This is a genomic window from Pseudomonas sp. IT-P74, from assembly GCF_949768175.1.
Classification (GTDB): Bacteria; Pseudomonadota; Gammaproteobacteria; order Pseudomonadales; family Pseudomonadaceae; genus Aquipseudomonas.
Genome location: NZ_CATKQD010000001.1, coordinates 127,130 through 149,633, shown reverse-complemented (window position 1 = coordinate 149,633; position 22,504 = coordinate 127,130). Strand labels below are relative to the sequence as shown.

26 protein-coding genes are annotated in these 22,504 nt (G+C 58.9%); 17 read left to right on the top strand and 9 right to left on the bottom strand.

Annotated elements, in window-relative coordinates; translation table 11 throughout:
• Nucleotides 1-194 precede the first annotated feature (194 nt).
• Complete coding sequence (locus ACM6J5_RS00735; protein ID WP_095945642.1) at nucleotides 195-461, top strand: DUF2790 domain-containing protein; 267 nt, start codon at nucleotides 195-197, stop codon at nucleotides 459-461.
• Between the two features lie 91 nt (nucleotides 462-552).
• Complete coding sequence (locus ACM6J5_RS00730; protein ID WP_095945641.1) at nucleotides 553-948, top strand: hypothetical protein; 396 nt, start codon at nucleotides 553-555, stop codon at nucleotides 946-948.
• On the opposite strand, the gene ACM6J5_RS00725 is transcribed toward ACM6J5_RS00730, so the two are convergent.
• Nucleotides 945-1,211: a DUF1652 domain-containing protein gene (locus tag ACM6J5_RS00725; protein WP_095945640.1), complete on the bottom strand. Its 267-nt coding sequence runs from the start codon at nucleotides 1,209-1,211 to the stop codon at nucleotides 945-947. The genes ACM6J5_RS00730 and ACM6J5_RS00725 overlap by 4 nt on opposite strands.
• Before the next feature lie 277 nt (nucleotides 1,212-1,488).
• Between ACM6J5_RS00725 and eco the strand changes: the two genes are divergently transcribed.
• Entirely contained in the window at nucleotides 1,489-1,971 is a 483-nt protein-coding gene (eco, locus tag ACM6J5_RS00720) for a serine protease inhibitor ecotin (RefSeq protein ID WP_095945639.1), read from the top strand.
• A 238-nt stretch (nucleotides 1,972-2,209) separates the two neighbouring features.
• Here eco and ACM6J5_RS00715 read toward each other — a convergent pair whose 3' ends face one another.
• The gene (locus tag ACM6J5_RS00715; RefSeq protein ID WP_150672461.1) at nucleotides 2,210-3,352 is read right to left on the bottom strand and encodes a PQQ-dependent sugar dehydrogenase; all 1,143 of its coding nucleotides are present in this window, start codon (nucleotides 3,350-3,352) and stop codon (nucleotides 2,210-2,212) included.
• 67 nt (nucleotides 3,353-3,419) lie between these two features.
• Nucleotides 3,420-3,767 (bottom strand): hypothetical protein, encoded by a 348-nt coding sequence (locus ACM6J5_RS00710; protein WP_095945637.1) that lies wholly within the window; start codon nucleotides 3,765-3,767, stop codon nucleotides 3,420-3,422.
• Between the two features lie 192 nt (nucleotides 3,768-3,959).
• On the opposite strand from ACM6J5_RS00710, the gene ACM6J5_RS00705 reads away from it, so the two are divergent.
• Nucleotides 3,960-4,811: a Ku protein gene (locus ACM6J5_RS00705; RefSeq protein WP_095945636.1), complete on the top strand. Its 852-nt coding sequence runs from the start codon at nucleotides 3,960-3,962 to the stop codon at nucleotides 4,809-4,811.
• Nucleotides 4,812-4,877: 66 nt separating this feature from the next.
• Here ACM6J5_RS00705 and lpxO read toward each other — a convergent pair whose 3' ends face one another.
• Entirely contained in the window at nucleotides 4,878-5,777 is a 900-nt protein-coding gene (gene lpxO / locus ACM6J5_RS00700; protein ID WP_095945648.1) for a lipid A hydroxylase LpxO, read from the bottom strand.
• A 486-nt stretch (nucleotides 5,778-6,263) separates the two neighbouring features.
• Here lpxO and ACM6J5_RS00695 point away from each other — a divergent pair, with 486 nt between their 5' ends.
• Nucleotides 6,264-7,850 carry an ABC-F family ATPase gene (locus ACM6J5_RS00695; protein ID WP_008053703.1) on the top strand — a complete coding sequence of 529 codons (1,587 nt, stop codon included), beginning with the start codon at nucleotides 6,264-6,266 and terminating at the stop codon, nucleotides 7,848-7,850.
• A 274-nt stretch (nucleotides 7,851-8,124) separates the two neighbouring features.
• Nucleotides 8,125-9,312 carry an MFS transporter gene (locus ACM6J5_RS00690; RefSeq protein ID WP_095945635.1) on the top strand — a complete coding sequence of 396 codons (1,188 nt, stop codon included), beginning with the start codon at nucleotides 8,125-8,127 and terminating at the stop codon, nucleotides 9,310-9,312.
• 123 nt (nucleotides 9,313-9,435) lie between these two features.
• On the opposite strand, the gene ACM6J5_RS00685 is transcribed toward ACM6J5_RS00690, so the two are convergent.
• Nucleotides 9,436-10,473 carry an alpha/beta hydrolase family protein gene (locus ACM6J5_RS00685; RefSeq protein WP_095945634.1) on the bottom strand — a complete coding sequence of 346 codons (1,038 nt, stop codon included), beginning with the start codon at nucleotides 10,471-10,473 and terminating at the stop codon, nucleotides 9,436-9,438.
• 167 nt (nucleotides 10,474-10,640) lie between these two features.
• Nucleotides 10,641-11,252 carry an FMN-dependent NADH-azoreductase gene (locus ACM6J5_RS00680; RefSeq protein ID WP_095945633.1) on the bottom strand — a complete coding sequence of 204 codons (612 nt, stop codon included), beginning with the start codon at nucleotides 11,250-11,252 and terminating at the stop codon, nucleotides 10,641-10,643.
• A gap of 131 nt (nucleotides 11,253-11,383) precedes the next feature.
• Between ACM6J5_RS00680 and ACM6J5_RS00675 the strand changes: the two genes are divergently transcribed.
• Both ACM6J5_RS00675 and ACM6J5_RS00670 read left to right on the top strand, forming a co-directional pair.
• Nucleotides 11,384-12,292 carry a LysR substrate-binding domain-containing protein gene (locus ACM6J5_RS00675; RefSeq protein ID WP_095945632.1) on the top strand — a complete coding sequence of 303 codons (909 nt, stop codon included), beginning with the start codon at nucleotides 11,384-11,386 and terminating at the stop codon, nucleotides 12,290-12,292.
• Nucleotides 12,289-12,648: an MmcQ/YjbR family DNA-binding protein gene (locus ACM6J5_RS00670; RefSeq protein ID WP_095945631.1), complete on the top strand. Its 360-nt coding sequence runs from the start codon at nucleotides 12,289-12,291 to the stop codon at nucleotides 12,646-12,648. Before ACM6J5_RS00675 ends, ACM6J5_RS00670 begins: the two co-directional genes overlap by 4 nt.
• Nucleotides 12,649-12,659: 11 nt before the next feature.
• On the opposite strand, the gene ACM6J5_RS00665 is transcribed toward ACM6J5_RS00670, so the two are convergent.
• Nucleotides 12,660-13,088 carry a DUF1294 domain-containing protein gene (locus ACM6J5_RS00665; protein WP_095945630.1) on the bottom strand — a complete coding sequence of 143 codons (429 nt, stop codon included), beginning with the start codon at nucleotides 13,086-13,088 and terminating at the stop codon, nucleotides 12,660-12,662.
• Nucleotides 13,085-13,915: an undecaprenyl-diphosphate phosphatase gene (locus tag ACM6J5_RS00660; RefSeq protein WP_095945629.1), complete on the bottom strand. Its 831-nt coding sequence runs from the start codon at nucleotides 13,913-13,915 to the stop codon at nucleotides 13,085-13,087. Before ACM6J5_RS00660 ends, ACM6J5_RS00665 begins: the two co-directional genes overlap by 4 nt.
• A gap of 296 nt (nucleotides 13,916-14,211) precedes the next feature.
• On the opposite strand from ACM6J5_RS00660, the gene pnuC reads away from it, so the two are divergent.
• The 8 genes from pnuC (at nucleotide 14,212) to ACM6J5_RS00620 (ending at nucleotide 20,438) form a co-directional block, all read left to right on the top strand.
• Nucleotides 14,212-14,775, top strand: coding sequence for a nicotinamide riboside transporter PnuC (pnuC, locus tag ACM6J5_RS00655; protein ID WP_095945628.1), 564 nt, complete (start codon nucleotides 14,212-14,214; stop codon nucleotides 14,773-14,775).
• On the top strand, nucleotides 14,772-15,296 hold the full coding sequence (locus ACM6J5_RS00650) for an AAA family ATPase (protein ID WP_414927576.1): 525 nt from the start codon (nucleotides 14,772-14,774) through the stop codon (nucleotides 15,294-15,296). Before pnuC ends, ACM6J5_RS00650 begins: the two co-directional genes overlap by 4 nt.
• 353 nt (nucleotides 15,297-15,649) lie before the next feature.
• Nucleotides 15,650-16,087 (top strand): hypothetical protein, encoded by a 438-nt coding sequence (locus ACM6J5_RS00645; RefSeq protein ID WP_095945626.1) that lies wholly within the window; start codon nucleotides 15,650-15,652, stop codon nucleotides 16,085-16,087.
• A gap of 1 nt (nucleotide 16,088) precedes the next feature.
• Nucleotides 16,089-16,667: an adhesin gene (locus ACM6J5_RS00640; RefSeq protein ID WP_095945625.1), complete on the top strand. Its 579-nt coding sequence runs from the start codon at nucleotides 16,089-16,091 to the stop codon at nucleotides 16,665-16,667.
• Nucleotides 16,668-16,732: 65 nt separating this feature from the next.
• On the top strand, nucleotides 16,733-17,590 hold the full coding sequence (locus ACM6J5_RS00635; protein WP_095945624.1) for a heme utilization protein: 858 nt from the start codon (nucleotides 16,733-16,735) through the stop codon (nucleotides 17,588-17,590).
• A gap of 61 nt (nucleotides 17,591-17,651) precedes the next feature.
• A complete protein-coding gene (locus ACM6J5_RS00630) occupies nucleotides 17,652-18,332 on the top strand; it encodes a C39 family peptidase (protein ID WP_095945623.1) in 681 nt (226 codons plus the stop codon).
• Between the two features lie 26 nt (nucleotides 18,333-18,358).
• Nucleotides 18,359-19,120 carry a hypothetical protein gene (locus ACM6J5_RS00625; protein WP_095945622.1) on the top strand — a complete coding sequence of 254 codons (762 nt, stop codon included), beginning with the start codon at nucleotides 18,359-18,361 and terminating at the stop codon, nucleotides 19,118-19,120.
• A 46-nt stretch (nucleotides 19,121-19,166) separates the two neighbouring features.
• Nucleotides 19,167-20,438, top strand: coding sequence for a transporter (locus tag ACM6J5_RS00620; RefSeq protein WP_095945621.1), 1,272 nt, complete (start codon nucleotides 19,167-19,169; stop codon nucleotides 20,436-20,438).
• A gap of 54 nt (nucleotides 20,439-20,492) precedes the next feature.
• Here ACM6J5_RS00620 and ACM6J5_RS00615 read toward each other — a convergent pair whose 3' ends face one another.
• Entirely contained in the window at nucleotides 20,493-21,818 is a 1,326-nt protein-coding gene (locus ACM6J5_RS00615; RefSeq protein ID WP_414927575.1) for a sigma 54-interacting transcriptional regulator, read from the bottom strand.
• Between the two features lie 342 nt (nucleotides 21,819-22,160).
• Between ACM6J5_RS00615 and ACM6J5_RS00610 the strand changes: the two genes are divergently transcribed.
• A complete protein-coding gene (locus ACM6J5_RS00610) occupies nucleotides 22,161-22,427 on the top strand; it encodes a hypothetical protein (protein ID WP_007970062.1) in 267 nt (88 codons plus the stop codon).
• Nucleotides 22,428-22,504: the final 77 nt, after the last annotated feature.

Here is a 22,504-nt window from a genome sequence, read left to right as displayed (position 1 = left end):
GCGCCCGATGGTCTTAACTGATACACAGGATCGCGCACCCGCGACAGGCGGTGTTCAGCCGGGTTAACCCTCGCTTAACCGTGCGATCCAACACTTCACTGGACCGCACGCCCTCAGACTGTTCTGACGCCCAGTGCGGCAAGTTCGACAAGCGACACATCGAACTGACATTCCGTCCGCACCGGAGATCGCTGATGAACACTCGCACCCTGCTGGTTACCGCCGCCCTCGCCTGCACCGCGTTTGCCGGCCTGGCTCAGGCCAATGACACCACCACCTCTCAAGCCGTGCCCTATCACTACGGCATGCCATTGCATGTCAGCAAAGTGATTTCACTTTCCGAGCCGGACACCCTGGAGTGCAAAGTGGTGACGGCCGAGATGAAGTACATCGATGACTCGGGAAAACCCGCAGAAATTTCCTACCGCAAACTTTCCGACGCTTGCGAGAACCAGGGCTGACTGAAAAGTCTGATTTGGCACTTGGCGGTATTCCTTTGAGGGTTGCGGCGCTATGCTCTAGCGCCTCCCTCTCTGCCCGCAAGGATTGGCCATGCAGTTGTCGTTTCGCACGTTGTCGATGTTTACCGCCGCCATATGTCTGGTGCTGAGCCTGGTCTGGGGCCTGACACCGCAATGGTTGTTGTCGTTCTGGGACATTGAGTTTTCATTCGCGGTGGGATTGGTCGCGCGACGCACCGCCGTGCTGTTTGGGGCGTTGAGCGTGTTCTCTTTTCTGGTTCGCAACGCGCCCCCCTGTGCGACCCGCAATGCGCTGAGCCTCGGCTTCGTCGTCGGCAGCTGGGGATTGGCCGTGCTGGGTTTTGCCGAATGGATCAGTGGCCATGTCGGGCCGGGGATTTTGCTGGCGGTGGGGTTTGAACTGGCGCTGGGCCTGGCGTTCTTCCAGACCCGGCGCGTGTCCCTGGAACCCGAAACAGCAGGCTAGAGTGCTTTGCCCTGCATAGAGTGCGGTTCGACCTCGACGTGAGGTTGTCTGGAACGCAGTTGGGCAATCAATTCGTTTATTTCCCGGCAACCATTGAGTCCAGAGGCATCGATGCCAGTGACCAATAGATCGAGCTGATCGGTTTGCCCGTCTGCATAGACCTTGACGGTCATCGACAGATCCGGTGAAAGGGTGCACTGGCAGCGCTTGGGCAGAAAACTGCTTTCGATGATATTGCGAATTTCCAAGGCAGAAAGAAACATGGCGACTCCCTCCTTTATTAAACTGCCGACGATCAATGCTCGCTCATTTGAAATCCCGGCAAGCTTCAAGGACAGCTACAGCATAAAACATGCCGTGAACTTCGTTGTGCAGTTCATCGTTAATTCAAGGGTCCGGCGAGTTACCTGTAAAGCCTGTCATGCAATTTGCAATTATAGACCCTGGCGACCCTGCAATTTGCACACTGGGCATCCCGGATTTGCATTCGCTGTACACGACAGTGAAAATGCCGCCCTTCACTTCAAGCAAGGAGGCATCATGAATTCTTTGACCGTTAACGCTTGCACGGCGCTGGTCACACTGGGGCTTGCCGGCGTGGCGCACGCCGCCAAACTCGAAGACACCGCACCCTATCCGAAGGCAGAAAGCGGGTTTACCCGCCAAGTGATCCACCTCGCACCACAGACCCGGGAAAACGACTTGCAGGTCGAGATCCTGGCCGGCAAGACGATGACCGTAGACTGCAATAACCCGCGTCTGGGCGGCATTCTCGAGGAGAAGAACCTCGAGGGTTGGGGCTACCCGTTCTACCGCCTGGAAAAAGTCATTGGCCCGATGAGCACGCTGATGGCTTGCCCGGCCGGCACCAGCAAACAGGGTTTTGTACCGGTGGTCGGTGACGGCTTCCTGCTGCGTTACAACAGCAAACTGCCGCTCGTGCTGTACGTACCCAAGGACATCGAAGTGCGCTACCGAATCTGGTCGGCGTCGACCAAGGTCGAGAAAGCCGTGCAGGAATAACCCGGCATCATGCCGGGGCGCCACTCAACGCGGCGCGCTCGGCAAGTCAATGGCAAGTCAATGTTTGCGGTGGTCGCTCTCCTGATCACAGCAGTGTTTGTTTCGATTGGGCCATTGTTCTATCTGGTGGTACGCGGGTTTCAGGATCGAAAGAGACCCGTTGCCGCGACTCGGCAGATCTGACCCGAATACCCGCGCTGCAGCCGCCACGACGGCTGCAGACCGCAGCAACGATTGACTACTTCAAACCCACCTTGTACAACCCGCCGTTCTCCTCATCGGTCAAAACATACAAATAGCCGTCCGGCCCCTGCCGCACATCGCGGACGCGTTTTTTCATATCCCCGAGCAAGCGCTCTTCGTGTATCACCTTGTCGCCATCGAACTCCAGGCGGATCAGTTCCTGGCTGACCAATGCGCCGATAAACACGTTGCGCTGCCAGACTTTGAAACGATCGGCATCGTAGAACGCCATGCCACTCAGGCCCGGGGATTTTTCCCAGACGTGGTTCGGGGCGACGGTGCCTTCGACGGTCTCACCCTTGGCTTCGGGAATCGGTTGACCGGAGTAGTTGATGCCATGGGTCGCCAGCGGCCAGCCGTAATTCTTGCCGCGCTCGATGATGTTGACTTCATCGCCGCCCAGAGGGCCGTGTTCGTTTTCCCACAACGTGCCGTTCCACGGGTTGAGCGCCGCGCCTTGCGGGTTGCGCTGCCCGTAGGACCAGATCTCCGGGCGCACGTTGGCCTGGCCGAAAAAGGGGTTGTCCTTGGGCACCGTGCCATCCGGGTAGATTCGCACCACTTTACCTTGCAGCTTGTCGAGGTCCTGGGCGGTCGGACGGTCGTTGTTTTCCCCCAGGGTCACGAACAGATAGCCGTCGCGATCAAACACCAGCCGCGAGCCAAAATGGTTGCCGACCGAGAGTTTGGGTTCCTGACGCAGGATCACCTGGAAATCCTTGAGCGCCGTCATATCGTCGGAGAGCCGGCCACGGCCCACCGCAGTGCCGGCCTTGTCTCCTTTATCGTCACCTTCGGCATAGGACAGATAGACCATCCGGTCCTGCCTGAAATCCGGCGACAGCGCCACGTCGAGCAATCCACCCTGCCCCTTCGCCCAGACCCTGGGTACCCCATTGAGCGGTGCCGACAGTTTGCCGTCGGCGGTCACCAGCCGCAGGTTGCCGGGTCGTTCGGTCACCAGCATGTTTTTGCTGTCCGGCAAGAATGCCAGGGCCCAGGGGTGTTCCAATCCCGTCACGATGGGGGTGACTTCAAGGGTGCCGTCTTCGCTTTTCATCGTCTGGGCCGGCGCAGGGGCAGTGGCGCTGATCAATACGCTGGCACAGAGGGTTGCCAAAAAGTTTTTACGCAACATGCAGGATTCCTTTTCCGACGAAAATGAGGCTTGCTGAAAAGTAGCGGCCAGTCGTCATGCCTGCCACTCAACGGTTGCTGGAACCGGTGTCTCTAGGGGGCGGGTTGGTAATGAATTTCGGCGGGCCGGCGGGCGCTGTCCGGTCGGGGTAGCGATTGCCGATGCCACCGTTGTCCAGCGTCGGCGGGCGCGGGACCGGCACGGTATTGGGTCCGCGTATGGTTGGGGCACTGGGTTGAGTGCCTTGCATGCTGTTGGGATTGGCTCGGTGAATCGGACTGTTGTAAGGGTTGTTGTTGGTGCTGCCCGGTAGATTCTGGGTCAACTGCAACGAAGCAGAGACGTCGGCCTGGACCAAGGAGCCCAGTACGCCACTCAAGGCCAGTGCAATGGCGCCAAACACGTATCGGTTCATGGGGTACCTCCCTGCATCCGCGTGGATAAGGACTTCGATACCACGCTACGCCCGAGGTTCGGATTTGTTAACCAAAAACTCTCCGGCACGATGCGGCACCAGGTTGATCCGGCCAGGAAACCGGTGCGCTGATCACAGAAACTTTTACCCAAAGCCGCCGGTCACCTGAACATCACTCACGAGTAGACCACCATGGCACGGGCAATCTGGAAAGGCGCAATCAGCTTCGGACTGGTGCACATCCCTGTGGCGCTGGTCTCGGCAACGTCCTCCCGAGGCGTCGATTTCGACTGGCTCGACAGCCGCAGCATGGACCCGGTGGGCTATAAGCGTGTCAACAAGGTCACAGGCAAGGAAGTCACCAGGGAGCACATCGTCAAGGGCGTGCAATACGAAAAAGGCCGGTACGTGGTGCTCAGTGAAGAGGAAATCCGTTCCGCTCATCCGCTCTCGACCCAGACCATCGACATTTTTTCCTTTGTCGACGGCAAGCAGATTCCCTTGCAGAACATCGACACGCCTTACTACCTGGCACCCGACAAGCGTGGCGGCAAAGTCTATGCACTGCTGCGCGAAACCCTGAGCAAAACCGGCAAGGTCGCCCTCGCCCGCGTGGTCTTGCATACCCGCCAGCATCTGGCTGCATTGATGCCACTGGAATCGGCACTGGTCCTGGTCATGCTGCGCTGGCCGGCCGAGGTGCGAAGTCTCGATGAATTGGCGCTGGGCAGCGACGTGACCAGGCCTGAATTGGCCAAGGGCGAACGGGACATGGCCAGGCGCCTGGTGGAGGACATGAGTGCCGAGTGGACGCCGGATGACTATCGGGACGGCTTTGAGGACAAGATCATGGCCCTGGTGGACAAGAAGGCGCGTGAAGGCAGGATCGAAGACGTCGAAACCGCTTTTGGTGAAGAGGAACGCAAAACGGCGGATGTCATTGACCTGACCGAACTGCTCAAGCGCAGTCTCGGTAGCGGTAAAGCAGCGACCAGGCCAAAGACGGCCAGCAAACCGGTTGCCAGGAAAAAAGTCAGCAAGTGATCCGCTGGATGTCCCAGCCTCTTCGCGAACAGGCTCGCGAAGCCATGGTACGCGGCACCGAAAAAATCAGATCAGAATGAAGACCGCCAGCAACCCGGCAAAGATCGACCACTTTTGGAAGTAGTAAAGCTTGCGGTTGCGTTTTTTCAGTTCCTTGGCGCGCAGACGAACTTTGTAGACCTTGCTGAACAGTCGGTTGAGCCCGCCGGTGTGGTCTCCATCCTCGTTCGGTGCACCGGCCGCCGACATGACAGTGCGGCTGAACCAGCGATTGAATGCCGCTGCCCACCGGTACTTCATCGGCCGCTCGACGTCGCAAAACAGGATGATGCGATTGTGTGGCGTGGTGTTCTCGGCGTAATGAATGTAAGTCTCATCGAACATCACCGCCTCGCCATCGCGCCAATGATAGTTCTGGCCGTCGACATTGATGTAGCAACCTTCAGCGTTGGGTGTGTCCAGTCCGAGGTGATAACGATACGAACCGGCATACGGGTCGCGGTGGCGCACCAGTCTGGAGCCCGGTGGCAACTCGGCGAACATCGCCGCCTTGATCGAGCCAATGCCCTGCACCAGTTCGGTGGTGCGCGGGCAGAGCTTCATGGCCGACGGGTGGCTATCGCCGTACCACTTGAGATAGAAGCGCTTCCAGCCAGTCTTGAAGAACGAGTTGAAACCGACGTCGTCGTACTGGTTCGAACGCTTGATCTCGCCGGCGTGAAGCAAGTTCTGGCCTTCGGCACGAATTTCTTCCCAATGCGCCTGCAGCGGGCTCAGGTCGGGAAAGTCAGCCGGATCGAGATACGGTTTGTTGGGGATTTTCGAAAACAGATAAAGAAAGCAGTTGATCGGCGCCAGAAACGTCGAGTGATCACTCAACTGACGCCCCAGCTTGTGGCGCACTCGGCCACGCAGGTGGACATACGCAATGGAGACAACGTAGATAGCGGCAATGATCAGTTTCACGGAATCGTCACACATCAGAAGTGAACAAACTGCTCCACCCTGCCGGTCAACGGTCCAGGGGCTTGTGCAGCGTCTGAAAATGATTCAGCGGTCAGTAGTGCCATCTAGCCACTCCGATGGTCGACGTTCAGCTGATGGATGGCATTTTAGCCACAGTTTGTAACCAATAGTTAACCTGCAACTGTGAAAATGTGTCCGCAAAGACCGCCAAAGCGTTGCAGAGGCCTCATCGCCCTATCGTTTAAAGAGCCAGACCAGTACAATTGCCGCCAAACTTTACGCGCCCCCGGGTTGAAAGCGGGAAATTCCCCTTTCAGCCCACGTTGCCCCGGGCCAGGCGCGCCACATGCCGCTGTCCACTTAATGCCAGATGGATCTTCCACTGCCGATCGGGATGAATGTCTCGTGGTTCCAACAGTGGAAACGAATACTGAACCGGTACTGCCACAACCCCTGGCTACTCTGAATGCTTCGCAGGAAAAACCTTTGATTTCTACAGCTAACATCACGATGCAGTTCGGCGCCAAGCCGCTCTTCGAAAACGTTTCGGTCAAGTTCAACGGTGGCAACCGTTACGGCCTGATCGGCGCCAACGGTTGCGGCAAGTCGACCTTCATGAAGATTCTCGGCGACGACCTTGAGCCGTCCGGCGGCCAGGTCATGCTGGAGCCGAACGTGCGCCTGGGTAAATTGCGTCAGGACCAGTTCGCCTACGAAGAGTTCACCGTGATCGACACCGTGATCATGGGTCACGAAGAGCTGTGGAAGGTCAAGGCCGAGCGCGACCGCATCTATTCGCTGCCGGAAATGAGCGAAGAAGACGGCATGGCCGTGGCCGAGCTGGAAACCGAATTCGCCGAGATGGACGGCTACACCGCCGAATCCCGCGCCGGCGAACTGCTGCTGGGCCTGGGTATTCCCCTGGAACAGCATTTCGGCCCGATGTCCGAAGTGGCTCCAGGCTGGAAACTGCGGGTATTGCTGGCCCAGGCGCTGTTCTCCGATCCGGAAGTACTGCTGCTCGACGAGCCGACCAACCACCTGGACATCAACACCATTCGCTGGCTGGAAACCATTCTCAAGGCGCGTAACAGCACCATGATTATCATTTCCCACGACCGTCACTTCCTCAACAGCGTCTGCACCCACATGGCTGACCTGGACTACGGTGAGTTGCGCCTGTTCCCGGGCAACTATGACGAGTACATGACAGCGGCCACCCAGTCCCGCGAGCAGTTGCTGTCGGACAACGCCAAGAAGAAAGCCCAGATTTCCGAACTGCAGACGTTCGTCAGCCGCTTCTCGGCCAACGCCTCGAAAGCCAAGCAGGCCACCTCCCGCGCCAAACAGATCGACAAGATCCAGCTGGCCGAAGTCAAGCCATCGAGCCGCGTGAGCCCGTTCATCCGTTTCGAACAGACCAAGAAGCTGCACCGCCAGGCCGTGACCATCGAGCAGATGTCCAAGGGCTTCGACGGCAAGACCCTGTTCAAGAACTTCAGCTTCACCGTCGAAGCCGGCGAGCGCCTGGCGATCATCGGCCCGAACGGTATCGGCAAGACCACCCTGCTGCGCACCCTGATGGGCGAGCTGACCCCGGACGCCGGTTCCGTGAAGTGGACCGAAAGCGCGGAACTGGGTTACTACGCCCAGGACCACGCCCATGACTTCGAAGATGACGTCAGCCTGTTCGACTGGATGGGCCAGTGGACTCAGGGCGAGCAGATTATCCGTGGCACCCTGGGCCGGATGCTGTTCTCCAACGACGAGATCCTCAAGTCGGTCAAGGTCATCTCCGGTGGTGAGCAAGGCCGCATGCTGTTCGGCAAGCTGATCCTGCAAAAGCCGAACGTACTGGTGATGGACGAACCGACCAACCACCTGGACATGGAATCGATCGAAGCGCTGAACCTGGCGCTGGAAAACTACCCGGGCACGCTGATCTTCGTCAGCCACGACCGTGAGTTCGTATCGTCCCTGGCCACCCGCATCATCGAGTTGAGCCCTAACGGTGTGACCGACTTCAGCGGCACCTACGACGACTACCTGCGTAGCCAGGGTGTGGTGTTCTAAAGGTAGCTACAAGCGTTTAGCTGCAAGCTTCAAGTGAAAAGCCCTGTCCTGGTGACGGGGCTTTTTGCATTCCGGGCCAAGGTTTCTTGTTGGTGCATAAATCATCGCGAGCAGGCTCGCTCCCACAGGGGAATGCATTTCAAAATGTGGGAGCGAGCCTGCTCGCGATGGCTGACTCAAGGGCACTGACGAGCAAAACCGTTAGCCTGCTTTCTTTTATTGCAACGCCGCGCCATGATGCAGGTCTCCCACCGCCGCCCGCGAACGAGCCCTCATGTCTGTGCAGCAAGTGCCTCCGCAAAGCTCCATGGCGATCACCCTGCAGATCGTCTCCATCGTTTTCTATACCTTTATTGCGTTCCTCTGCATCGGACTGCCGATCGCGGTATTGCCGGGTTATGTCCACGAACAACTCGGGTTCAGTGCGGTCGTCGCCGGGCTGACCATCGGCTCGCAATACCTCGCCACCCTGCTCAGCCGACCCATGGCCGGGCGGATGTCGGACAGCGTCGGCACCAAGCGCGCAATCATCTATGGCTTGTCGGGGATTGTGCTCAGTGGCGCGCTGACCTGGCTGTCGACCCTGTTGCAGGGCTTTCCCTTGATCAGCCTGCTGATCCTGATCGCCGGGCGCCTGTTGCTGGGGATCGCCCAAGGGTTGATCGGCGTCGGCACCATCAGTTGGTGCATGGGCCAGGTCGGCGCTGAGCATACCGCGCGGTCGATTTCCTGGAACGGCATCGCGTCCTATGGGGCGATTGCCATCGGTGCACCGCTGGGCGTGGTGATGGTGCAACAACTCGGCTTCGCCAGCCTGGGCATCGCCCTGTCGTTGCTGGCCCTGGCTGCTCTGGTGCTGATTCGCAACAAGCCCTCGGTGCCGGTGGTGCGCGGTGAACGTTTGCCGTTTTTGGCGGTGTTCGGGCGCATTGCGCCGTTTGGCGCGAGCCTGAGTCTGGCGTCCATTGGCTACGGCACCCTGACGACCTTCATCACCCTGTATTACGTCAACCGCGGCTGGACCGGCGCGGCCTACTGCCTGACGATGTTTGGCGTGTGTTTCATACTGTCGCGGCTGCTGTTCATTTCCGCCATCAGCCGTTTTGGCGGCTTCACCTCGGCCATCGCGTGCATGTGCATTGAGACCGTTGGCCTGGTGCTGCTGTGGCTGGCACCTTCAACCGGGTATGCGCTCATTGGTGCCGGCCTGACCGGATTCGGCCTGTCTCTGGTGTATCCGGCGCTGGGTGTCGAGGCCATCAAACAGGTGCCCAACTCCAGCCGGGGCGCGGGCCTGAGTGCCTATGCGGTGTTTTTCGATCTGGCGCTGGCCATTGCCGGCCCGTTGATGGGCGCAGTGGCGTTGAACCTGGGTTATGTGTGGATTTTCTTCAGTGCGGCGTTGTTGTCGGTGACGGGGCTAGGGCTGACGTTGCTGCTCAAGCGCCGCGCGATGACGTAAGCCTTGGTGTAGTCACTTGTGGGAGCGAGCCTGCTCGCGATTACAGTGTGTCAGGCGATTGCAATGCTGGATCAGAAGGCCTCATCGCGAGCAGGCTCGCTCCCACAAGGGCTGAAGCGCCTATTATTGATCAGCCGTCTGCATTCCGGCCCGGGTCGGCCTGCCCAGGGTGCGCGAGAAAAATCTTCCGGCTTCAGAGATCAGATTGCGGTGAATGTCTTGCCGGTCGACGCCATCGGCATCGGTGCACAGCGCGGGCATGATCACGATCTGCTCGTCATTGCACGGCGCCATGAACACGAAGTGCCCTGCCCCGGCCAGCAGCTTGAAGTCAGGCGCGGTCGGCAGTTTGCGCGCCAGTGCCGCGGCGTTCTTGTCGACAGCCACCAGCTTGTCGCCATCGCCGCTGTAAAGCAGTACCGGCACATGCACATCGGCCAGGGTATGGCGGCCGAACTTCAGGCTCAACGGCGCCATCAGCATCAAGGCGTGAACGCGAGGGTCGGCCACTGGTTGCAGATCGTCGCGGTCGACAATCAATTCGCCCTGGGTGTTGCAGGCATCGCGATCGTCCGGGCGCTCCTGGCAGTAACGGCGCAGGCGATCCAGGTCCGGGGTCGCGCCGGACAGAATCAATGCAGTCTCGCCACCGGCCGAGTAACCGATGACCCCCACCTGCTCGGCATTGACGAACGGCGACAGCATACGGTCGCCCAAGGTCGCGGTAATGGCTTCGGAAATCTGGATCGGCCGGCCGTACAGGTTACTCAACGTACCGAGTCGGCTGTGGTCTTTGGAGTTGTCACCGGGGTGAATCACCGCCACCACGACAAAACCTTTGCGCGCCAGTGACGTGGCAAGGTCGTGCAGGGCCAACGGGGTGCCGGTGTTTCCGTGGGACAGCATCAGCATCGGGAACCGGCCGATGGCGACCTTGGTGTCCTCCCCCGCTTCGACGGTGTAACCCTCGAGCTTGCTGGTGTGTTCCCGATCACTGGAAGGATAGAAGGCGATGGCGCGCATCGGCTGCAAGTCCAGCGGGTCGAGGAAAGTCATCTCATGGAAGCCGGCGCTCCAGTGAGGATGTGGTGCAGGCGCGGCGTGCACTGTATTCAGGCTGCTGAGCAGGCAAATCAGTAAAGCTGCACAAAGACGCATCATGGATGCCCCACCTTGTTACCGGACTTGAGACGTACACCCTGGATAGCATAAGTCGGGCCACAATCTGAAACTACCAGAAACAAAAAACTCCGCACCTGGTACTTGCGTAACCAGAATACAGAGTTTTTTGGGCTTTACCTGAACGGTTGCCAAGTTTTACGAAAGCCTTACGCGGCGGCGAACAACTGCTCGCTGATCTGTGCGTGGGCAGCGCTCATGGCTTTGTTGCGCACATCGTCACCGTAAGCCAGGCCCTCGGCGCGCACGATTTCAATGTCGGTGATGCCGATGAAGCCGAACAGCAACTTCAAGTACTCTTCGTGGGCAACACCGGTTGCCTGACCGGCGTGCATGCCGCCGGAGGTCGAAACGATAACGACTTTCTTGCCACCGCACAGGCCTTCAGGGCCGGCTTCGGTGTAACGGAAGGTCTGGCCGGCCACCGCAATGCGGTCGATCCAGGCTTTGAGTTGAGTCGGGATGGTGAAGTTGTACATCGGTGCGGCAATCACCACGGCATCGGCAGCCAGGAATTCGGCCAGGGTCGAGGCGCTCAGTTCGGCTTCGTGCTGTTGCGCGGCGTTGCGCAGTTCAGCGGTGGTGCCGGCGGCGACCAGGGTGGTGGAGGAAAAGTGGCTGATGGCGTCGGCGGCCAGGTCGCGGTAGGTCACCACGGCGGTTGGCTCGGCGGCTTGCCAGGCTTTGACGACTTCACCGCTCAACTGACGGGAAGCCGAGTTGTCGCCCAGGATGCTCGAATCGATATGCAGCAGTTTCATGTGGGATCTCCAAGTGAGGATCGCCCACAAGGGCGATCTGATGGGACTAATCCTACAGACGAAACCAATAGCTGATTAGACGGCAACAATGCGATAGTTCGTCCCACAGATAGAACAATCGGATTCACATCATGCAAGACCTCAATGACCTGTATTACTTTGCCAAAGTCGTGGAAGCCGGGGGATTCGCGGCAGCCGGGCGTTTGCTGGGCATTCCCAAGTCCCGATTGTCACGGCGCATCGCCGAGCTGGAAGAGCGCCTTGGCGCACGTCTGCTGCAACGCACCACCCGACAACTGAAGCTGACTGCCGTCGGTGAGCGCTACCTCAGGCACTGCCAGGCGATGCTGCTGGAGGCGGAAATGGCCGACGAGGCCGTGGCCAGCATGTCCAGCGAGCCCCGCGGACGCTTGCGGGTGTCCTGCCCCGTAGGGCTGGCCCATGAAATATTGCCGGGGGTGATCAGCGACTTTCTGGAACGCTTTCCGCAAGTCCAGCTGGAGGTGATGTTGCTCAACCGGCGGGTCGATCTGGTGAACGAAGGCATCGACGTGGCCCTGCGCGTGCGGGAACTGGGCGACGAAGATCCGCTGCTGGTCACTCGCCGCCTGCGTCAGGCGCAGATGCTGATGGTCGCCAGTCCCGGCTTTCTCGTTGGCCGTGAGATCAACCATCCCGAGGATCTGAAAAGCCTGCCGGTGCTCGGCGCCCTGGAAGCCGACCGCATGGTGCACATCCGCCTGCTGGATCAAAAAGGCAAAAGTTGTGAACTCGCGCTCGAGGCCCGGCTGGGCATCGATGACTTTATCGTGCGCAAGGCCAGCACCCTCTCCGGCCTGGGCTTTACGATGCTGCCCATGATGTATTGCGAGCAGGAACTGGAGAACGGCTCACTGGTGCAGTTGTTGCCCGACTGGTCGTTGCCCGGTGGCTGGCTGCAAGCGGTCTATCCTCATCGGCGCGGGGTCATGCCGGCGGTACGCGCCTGGATTGACCATCTGGTCGAGTCATTCAATGCCTGTGGGGAACGATTGTTATGAAAGCCGCACGGATGAGCGAAGAGGATGTCGCGAAATTCTGCCTTACCCTGCCCGGAGCGCGGGAAGACTATAAATGGGGAGGCGTACGGGTATTTTCGATTGCCGGGAACAAGATGTTCGCCTTGCAGGGCCTGCGAGGTAATTCCCTGGCCTTCAAGGTCGACAAGGATCTGTTTCTGGGGCATTGCGACCGCCCGGGAATTCATCCGGCGCCTTATCTGGCGCGCGCCCAGTGGATCATCATGGAAACGCCCTACCCGCTCGGTAGCGAAGAACTACAGGGCTTGCTGCAGCGTTCCCACCAGTTGGTGGTGAGCAAACTGCCTAAGCGCACTCAAGTCGGTCTGTTGCTCTAGGGCGTTCTTTATCAGAACAAGGCGAACAGGTGTGCACCGAGGAACAGGTGATCGATCCAGAACACCTGGTGCATCAGCACGATGATCCAGAACACCAACTGGTAGGAGACTTTGCGGGTTTTGTGCCGGAACGCTTGCTGCGCCAGCAAGGCACCGGGCCAGCCGCCGGCGAGCTCCAGCGCATGCAAGACATTCTCCGGCGTCCGCCATTGCTCGGCGCGGGCCTTGCGTTTGTCGCTCCAGTACAGAAAAAACGTCACGACGCTGACGATGCCATAGGCCGCCAGGGGAATCAGCGACACCCCGTGCAGCCATGACGACACCGAACCCGACAGCGGCAACGCGCACAGGATTGCGAACACCAGCCACTTCAGCCGTGGATGGCGAGTCTGTCCCCCGGGCTGGCGCCCGGGGTTATTGCGCGAGCTTGAGTCGCTCACGGCTTGACCGCGCTCCAGTCGACCCAGCCCAATTGCCAGGTCGCCAGGATGATCAGGCCGAACACAATGCGATACCAGGCAAATGCCGCATAGCTGTGGTTGGCGATGAACTTGAGCAGCCCGCGGACCGCGATCATCGCGAAGACGAACGCCGTAACGAAGCCGACCGCGAACACCGGGAAATCAGACGGGACAAACAGGTGACGGTATTTATAGCCCGAGTACACCGCCGCGCCGACCATGGTCGGCATCGCCAGGAAAAAAGAAAACTCGGTAGCGGTCTTGCGCGACAGGCCGAACAGCAACCCGCCAATGATCGTCGAGCCCGAACGGGAAGTGCCCGGAATCATGGCCAGGCATTGGGCGAAGCCGACTTTCAGGGCATCTTTCCAGGTGATGTCGTCCACCGTTTCAGCGTGGACTTCGTGCTGACGGCGCTCGGCCCACAACATGATGAACCCGCCCACGACCAGCGCCGATGCCACGGTGATCGGATTGAACAGGTATTCGTGGATCAAGTCGGCGAAGATCACGCCCAACACCACGGCCGGCAAGAACGCGATCAACAGGTTCGCGGTAAACCGCCGAGCGCCCGGCTGGGTCGGCAGGCCGATGACCACGTCGAAGATCTTGCGTCGAAACTCCCATACCACCGCCAGGATGGCACCCAACTGGATAATGATGTTGAACGCCATTGCCCGCTCGCCCCCGAAGCCGAGCAAGTCGGCCACGATGATCTGGTGGCCGGTACTGGAAATGGGCAGGAATTCTGTCAGCCCTTCTACAACCCCAAGAATCAATGCCTGAAAGGCGGTCCAAAAATCCATCAATCCCCCAAAAGGCTATGCCCGCCGGCATGCCCCGTCAGTATTTTTCAAAAGCTTGAAATGCGATCAGCGTAGCTGATTCCCCGCGCATCAAGGATCACCACAGAACCGTCAAAATCCTGTGAAAAAAACAATCCTGATCCGGGCTTATCCGTGCGGGGCCGAAATCCTATCAGACAAGTCCGATTGGTGCTGCCGCGTTATCGCGCGCCAATGAAGCACACTCTGCGCCAGGGGATTCCCGACCCCAATCCGGTTACAATCGGCCCCCTTTTCGATTTTCCCAAGGAGCCTCCATGTCCGGGCTTGAACTGTTTGCCGCCGCCCTCGGTGTCATTGCCGTCTGGCTGACAGTCAAACAGAACCCCTGGTGCTGGCCCATCGGCCTGGTCATGGTGCTGCTCTATAGCTGGATCTTTTTTGAGGTGAAGCTGTATTCGGACATGTTGCTGCAAGTCGTCTATGCCGCCTTGCAGCTTTACGGCTGGTGGCAATGGACACGGGTGGGTGAAACGACCCATGGCCGCGAAGTCAGTCGGCTCGATACCCGCTCCATGGCGTTGAGCCTCGCTATTGGCGCACTCGGCAGCCTGTTGCTGGGAGCGGCCATGGCCCACTGGACCGACGCCGCGCAACCCTGGCTCGATGCGGCGCTGACCGGATTCAGCCTGGTGGCGCAAGTCTGGATGGCGCAAAAACGGCTCCAATGCTGGCCGCTGTGGATCACTCTCGATGTGATTTTCGTCGGGTTGTTCCTCTATAAAGGCCTGTACCTGACCGCCACGCTGTACGGGTTGTTCGCGGTCATCGCCGTGCAGGGCTGGCGCGAATGGCGCGCCGACCCGGCGTTGCGCGCATGAAAGTCCTGGTACTCACAGGCCCGGAATCCGCCGGTAAAAGCTGGCTGGCGGCCGAGTTGCAACAGTGTTTCGGCGGGGTTCTGGTCGACGAGCATGTGCGCTGGTTCATCGAGCAGAATCCGCGGGACACCACCTTGGCCGACATTCCGGACATCGCCAGCGGTCAATTGGCATGGGAGGACGAAGCGCGGGCGCAACAACCGTCTCTGCTCATCCTCGACACGCACCTGCTAAGCAATATCCTCTGGAGCCAGACCCTGTTTGGCGACTGCCCCGCCTGGATCGAACAAGCGCTACTGGCCCGGCATTACGACTTGCACTTGCTGCTGTCGCCGGAACACGTCGAATGGACGGATGACGGCCAACGTTGCCAGCCCCGATTGAGTGAGCGCCAGGCATTTTTCGACCAGACCCTGGCCTGGCTCGAGCGCCATGCACAACCGGTTCAGGTACTGCACGGAGATTGGGCAGAACGCCGATTCCAGGCGCTGCACGCCGTGACCCGATTGCTCGGCGCCTGACCGGCATTTGGGGCAATTCCCCCGCCCCCCTTGTCCCGGGGGGGAAAGTGTCCGATCCTGAAACACCCTCTCTGCCTCAAACCGCCCATTTCAGCGCCCTGCACCGCCTGATCATCGGATTTGTTAAGTCATTGATACAGCGCCCCTGAAACCCTTGTTCCAGAGCGGTTTATCTGTATTTTCGTGCTGCCTGCGAAGTTTTTTGTCTCAGTGCTGAAACATCCTCGACAGAAGGTATCCGGCCAACATCCATAAGCCGTTGAATCAACACGACATTCAAAAACCGGCACAGCTTTCGCTCTCTCCTTCACACAGCCGACCAGAGCCAGCCCACATGAGAAGGAAAGAGCATCGTGGGGATACTCAACAAGAGAGTCTTGACGTGCCTGCTGCTGATCGCAAGCGTTGCGGGCACGCTTTTCAGTTTCGACGTTCACGCCGAAGGCAACGGCGTCATCGTGCTTGATCGCACCATTCACTCAACCCCTATCGGTCGCAGCGGCGGCAGAGATCCGAACCCGAACACCGTCAATGCCAACCCATCGACCCGCGTCACCGGCGAACTCAGCGATGCCGACATCGCCGGGGTCACCACCGGAACGGCCCTTCGCCACAACAACGGTCAAAGCCCGGGTGGCATGCAAGGCCTCAACGTCGTCACCAACCCCAACGGTTTGCCCGGCATGTCCGTCGGCCACGGCGGTGGCAGTGGCAGCGCGATTTCCGGAACCATCAACCGCGCCATGAGCAGCGGCCTCGGCTCACTGGGCAGAATGGCGGGAGGCCAATGAGATGAGTCGATCCCTGCTGCTACTGGCCCTGTTCGGTTGTACCAGCGTAATGGCGGATTCGGTCGTCAGTTCGGTGAACAACGCCACCCTCCAGGATTCCGGTACTCAATACCGGGGCAACTTCAACGTCAACCAGGCGGCTGGCGATCGACAACAGCAGGCGAACGTCCGCGCGATCGCCATGGGTACACAGGCCGGGGCGACCACCAGTGTCCAGCAGAACATCACCACGCCCGCCAATCCGTCCATGGATGCGACGGCCACTATCGGCGGCTCCTCCTTCAGTAATGGCAACGGCGTACTGGGCGTCAACCAGGGCGTGGGGGCGAACAACCAGATGGCCAACGCCATGCGCGTCAGCATCAGCGCTGCACCGCAAGCCATTGACGATAGTGCGCTTTCTCAACAGAACGTGGCGTTGCTACCGAACTCCGGAACAACTGGCACCCCACACGGCAGTCGCCAGGTCGTGACAAGCGACCAGGCCTTTACCGGCAGCCGGGGAGTGATCCAGCTGAACCAAAGTGCCGGAGTGGGGAACCGAATGGCTAATACCCTGAGCATCCGGGTCGCTGACTGACCCCCGATACAGTGCGATCAGGGAAGTACCAACACTTGACAGACAAATGAGCACGGAGAAACACCATGAACCCGACAACGGCTCTCAAACCTCTGGCTTTCGCTCTGGCAGCTGTGATGGCATTCGCAGCACAAGCCGGCGGTCTTGAAGATCACGAGCAGGGCAATGGACAAGGCAACAACCATCAGCCCAAAGGCCCGACGCTGGAACAAATCATGCGGATAACAGCAGGTGCCGGGGCCGCCGTGCTGGATTCGCAGAAAAGCAGCGGCAGCAGCGTATTGAATCGGGACACCAGGAACGAAGCTGGAATCGATGACTCCCTGAACAACTCCAACGGCAACATGGGCGCCAACGTTGCAGCCGGTAACGGCAACCAGCAAGACAACGCCGCCGCCCTTGCCACGGCTGACGAAAGCTTCATCTTCGGCACCGCGGTCGCCGTCTCCAGCGCGTCTCAGAAGAGCGCCGGCAACACCGCCAGTAACCACTCCAACACCAACAACACAACGCTCAACAACGCAGGCAACAGCGGTTCCGGCAACATCGGCATCAACGTGACCACCGGCGACTTCAACCAACAGAAAAACAACCTGGCGATTGCCGTTTCAGGCGGACGTGTAGCAGAAGCGGCGGCGGCGGCCAACCAAAGTACGTCCGGGTTGAACGTCACCAACAACGCCAGGCATGACGACAGCACCCCGACTGATTTAGTCACCGTGGGTGTACTCGGTCTGGCGGGCGTAACCACTCAACAGGTGATGACGCCAGAGGGCTGGAAACCCCCTGTAACCAACAATGCTTCGATAACGGGTTCGATGAACAACTTCTCCGGCAACGGCGGAGCCAACGTATCGTCTGGCGTGGGCAACCAGCAAAGCAACTCGCTGTCCATCGCCGCGGGCTGCAGGTCTTGTCAGTAACCGCGATTGCAATGGAAGCTCCGGCGACGGTTTTTTTCCACTGTCCCAAGGCGTATCGATCATGCGTAAGACTGTCCTTTTCGCCCTGCTCTGCCTGTCTGGCCTGACCCAGGCTGCACAGATGCCGGTTGCCGCCCTGCCCGGTGGCGTACTGGTGTACAAGCACGTACAGAGTTTGCGCGAGCGCAAGTTCAGCGACATCGTCGAACAAAAAACCGATTTCAGCTGCGGCGCCGCTGCGCTGGCAACGATATTGCGCCAGGCCTATTGGCTGGACGTCGATGAGGAACACATCATCAAAGGCATGCTGGTCACCGCAGACCAGGACCTTGTGCGTACCCAGGGTTTTTCCATGCTGGACATGAAGCGCTACATAGAACGCATCGGCATGCGCGCCCGGGGCTACAGGATCCCGCCGGAAAGACTCGAAGCCGTGACGATTCCAGTGGTGGTGCTGATGGAAATTCGCGGCTACAAGCATTTTGTGGTGCTACAGCGGGCGGACAAGAACTGGGTCTATATCGGCGACCCGGTACTCGGACACAAACGCTACGCCCATGATGATTTTGTCAAAGGCTGGAATGGCATTATTTTCGCTATCGTCGGTCCCGGTTACGACAAAACCAATGCGTTACGCAGTCCACCGGAACCGCTGACTGCCAAGAACAAGATGGATAACTTCAACCCGGTCAAAGATGCTGAATTGATGGATTTTGGTTTCATACAGAGCGACTTCTTTTAATCGCCAACAAGATGACAGGGGGCTGGATGCTCCGGGAGCAGCAAATGAAAACCTCGTATTGGGTGGTCGCTGCCTTTCTGGCAGCGAACACTTCAGGTTTTGCTGAAGAGTTCAGACCCATCGAACTCAAGGACGATGAACTGGCCGAATTGCGTGGCCGGTATGTGATGCCGGGGCGGGTCATCAGCTTCGGTGTTGTCATGAGCAGTACCTGGCGCAATGCCAGTGGTGACCTGATCGGAGCGTCCACCTCGATGCAGCTTCAAGCCGAAACGGTCAAACCCCAGTTCTATGTTTCAACCATCAAGCAATCCGGTCATGGCGGTTCGCCCAAGTCGGGCAGCGGTCACGTGTCGGGGGGCGATGCGCTGAACACTTCCCGGGGCATAACCCAGGTCACACGAGCAGCAGGCGATGGCAACAGCGCAAACAACAACATCGCCATCAACGTCAAGGAGGCCAGCACGGCCCCTGCACTGGTGCCGAGCCAGGGCCAGGCGCTGATAGCCGGCCAAACCATTACCGGCAGCAATGCCGCAGGCAGTGTCGCCGTATCCGCGACCGGCGGCGGTGTTCAGATGTCCATTACCGCCAACAACAACCAGGGCACAAGCCTGCAACAGGTCGCCCAGGGCGGGTTGCTGCAAAACACCCGGTTGCTGGGCAGCAGCAATATTGTGGACAACATGACTCAACTCAACGTGGTGCTCAACAACAATGGCCCGAGTGCGGGTGTACTGGAGTGCAACCTCAACCAACTCGCTGCGTTACGGACCATGGGGTATTGAACTACGCTGACTCTGGACCATTGGGCACAAATGGACGGGTTATTTCATGTACCGATCAGTATCACTGCGTGCAGTTGCATGCTTGAGTGCTCTGCTCCCGGCAGCGATATTGCACGCAGCACCTGACCCGGAACTGGAGGCGCTCAAACAAGAGCTTCTGGAGTTGAAACAACGATACGAAGTCCAGCAAAAGGCCCTGGCGGTGCTCGAGCAGCGAGTTCGCCAGGTCGAAGAGCAGCCCGCTTCGCCCCCACCCAAGCGCCTGGCCAAATCGCCAGCGGATCTCAAAGGCAATCCAGGGGTCGCCGCCGGGGGCAGCGGCAGTTCTTATGGACAATCGCTGGCCAGTGACTCGCAACCGGCGCAAAGCGTTTCGAACCTGTATGACGAAGCCAGCGGGTTCTTCGGCGGTGGCAAGTTCAGCGTCGAAACCGGGATAACCTACTCCCGGTACGATACCCGCCAACTGATCCTCAATGGATTTCTCGCCCTGGACTCGATCTTCCTGGGCGCCATCAACCTGGACCGGATCAAGGCCGACACCTGGACGCTTGACCTCACCGGCCGCTACAACTTCAACAATCGTTGGCAGTTCGATCTGAACGTGCCGGTGGTCTACCGTGAGTCCACGTACCAGTCCGGTGGCGGTAATAGCGGAGCCGCAAACGTCACGACCGAAGATTCCGTCACGCAAGACCCGACCATAGGCGACGTCAACTTCGGTATCGCCTACAAATTCCTCGACGAGTCAGTCAACACGCCGGATGCCGTGGTGACCTTGCGCGTCAAGGCGCCCACCGGCAAAGACCCGTTCGGTATCAAGCTGGTTCGGGTGGCCGACAACTCAAACCTGGCCGTGCCTGAGTCCTTGCCTACCGGTAACGGCGTCTGGTCGATTACGCCGGGGATCTCGCTGGTCAAGACGTTCGATCCGGCAGTGCTGTTCGGCAGCCTGTCCTACACGCACAACCTGGAAGAATCTTTCGACGACATCAGCTCCAACCCGGCGGTCAAGACACCGGGCAAGGTACGCATTGGCGACAGCTTCCAGATCGGCGCCGGTATCGCGTTCGCCCTGAACGAAAAGATGAGCATGTCGTTCTCGGTTTCTGACCTGGTGCAACGCAAAAGCAAGCTCAAGGAAGACGGCGGGGACTGGCAATCGGTGGTTTCCAGCGATGCCAATGCCGGTTACTTCAACATCGGCATGACCATTGCGGCCACCAACAACCTGACCATCGTGCCCAACCTGTCCATCGGCATGACCGACGATGCGCCGGACTTCCAGTTCAGTCTGAAACTCCCTTACTACTTCTGACCCGAACAAAAAAACCGCTGCAATCGCAACGGTTTTTTGGTTTGCGGCCGGAGCTCAGCGAATCTGGTGCTTGTGCAACAACCGGTAGAAGGTCGGTCGCGACACACCCAACACTTTGGCGGCGACACTCAGGTTATCGCTGTGGCGATTCAATACATCGCACAACGCCTGGCGTTCGGCCCGGGACTTGTATTCTTCGAGGGTGCCCATCGGCGCGGCGATCGCATGCTGACTGATCAACCCCAGATCACGGGCCTCGATCTGCCGGCCTTCGGCCAACACCAATCCACGACGGACGCGGTTGGCCAGCTCGCGCACATTGCCTGGCCAGTCGTGTTTGCCCATGGCAATCAACGCGTCGTCGCTGAAACTGCGTGGGCGACGCCCGGTTTCATGGCTGTAGAAATGGGAGAAGTGGTTGGCCAGCACCGCCAGGTCGCCAGGTCGCTCGCGCAGCGGAACGGTCGCCACTTGCAGTACGTTCAAGCGGTAATACAGGTCTTCGCGAAAGCGTTTCTTCTCGATGGCGGCTTCCAGGTCGACGTTCGTCGCCGCCAGAACCCGCACATCCACCTCAATCGACTGACTGCCGCCGACCCGCTCGATGTGTTTTTCCTGGAGGAAGCGCAACAGATTGGCTTGCAACTCCAGTGGAAGGTCACCGATCTCGTCGAGAAACAGAGTGCCACCGTTGGCGGCCTCTATCCGTCCGATCTTGCGTTGGTGCGCGCCGGTAAATGCGCCTTTCTCATGGCCAAACAGCTCGGACTGGATCAAGTGCTCAGGGATCGCCCCACAATTGATCGCGATAAAGGGTTTGCTGTGACGCTGGGACAGGCGATGCAGGGTTCGCGCGACCAGCTCCTTGCCAGTGCCGCTTTCACCGCGAATCAACACCGGAGATTCGGTCGGAGCCAGTTTGCTCAAGAGTTTTCGCAGCTCACGGACAGGTTTGCTGTCGCCCAGCAATTCGTGCTCGGGCTGATCAACATGGACCGTACCCTGCCCGCGCAACCGCGCCATGCCGAACGCCCGGCCCAGTGTTACCTGAACCCGGTGCACGTCGAATGGCAAGGTATGAAAGTCAAAAAACCACTCACAGACGAAGTCGCCGACATTTTGCAGCCGCAGCACTTCCTGATTGAGTACGGCTATCCACTCAGTGCCGCTGCGGCTGATCAGTTCTTTGACGGCCTCCGGGTGCTCAAGGTGCGAGGGCTGCAAGCGTAGCAAGCCTACGTCACAGGTCCGGTCAATGGCGTTCTCAAGCGTGCAGCTGTCAACGTCCCAACCGATATCGCGCAATCCAGGGAGCAGGCGATAGCAATCGTCACAGGGGTCAACCACTAACAAACGTCGTAAGGCAAGCACATCGCTCATGACTGTTCCTTGGCGCCAAATTTACGAAATTTTATTAAAAACAGTCATTTGGCAGACCCGACTGTAACATTAGCAAGAATTTGACAGGGCCTTGTACTGTTTGACTATAGGGACGCCATTAAACCAGTTATAAGTTGCGATTATGTTAGTCACCTAACGACTCTTTCCTTTCACTCAGCTTTCAATGTCAGGCTCATTCCTGGGTCTGTGAAATAAAGTGGAAATTTCTTTTGAATGTGTGTGACCCAACCCCCGGTTGCGGGCATCAGTACAAGTAACCAGCCGAACGGTAAGCCCAACCCTCGGCACATCACTTGATTGGGCACACAGAGAGAAGACCCTATGAACGCCCCGCTGCGTATCAACGAAGCACTTCTGATTGCCGACCGCGCATTTAAACCATTCAAGTGCGTGGCCTGGGCTCCACAAGACGGTAATGGCGAGCTCAGCCTGACCGTTATCGACCGCACCAGCACCAGCATTGGCCGCAAGCAGATCCCCAGCAGCGCCTATTCCGATCCCGCGCAACTCGAACTGCTGCTGGAACAGGCTCGCGCCGAATTGAGCGAGGAAGGTTACACGCTTCAGTCGTGGTCGATGCCGCACTAATCGTTTTGCGGATTACTCCGGGGTAATCCGCGCCCTTTTCCTTTCTTTAGTTCGCAGTTTTTCTGGCCGCACGCACT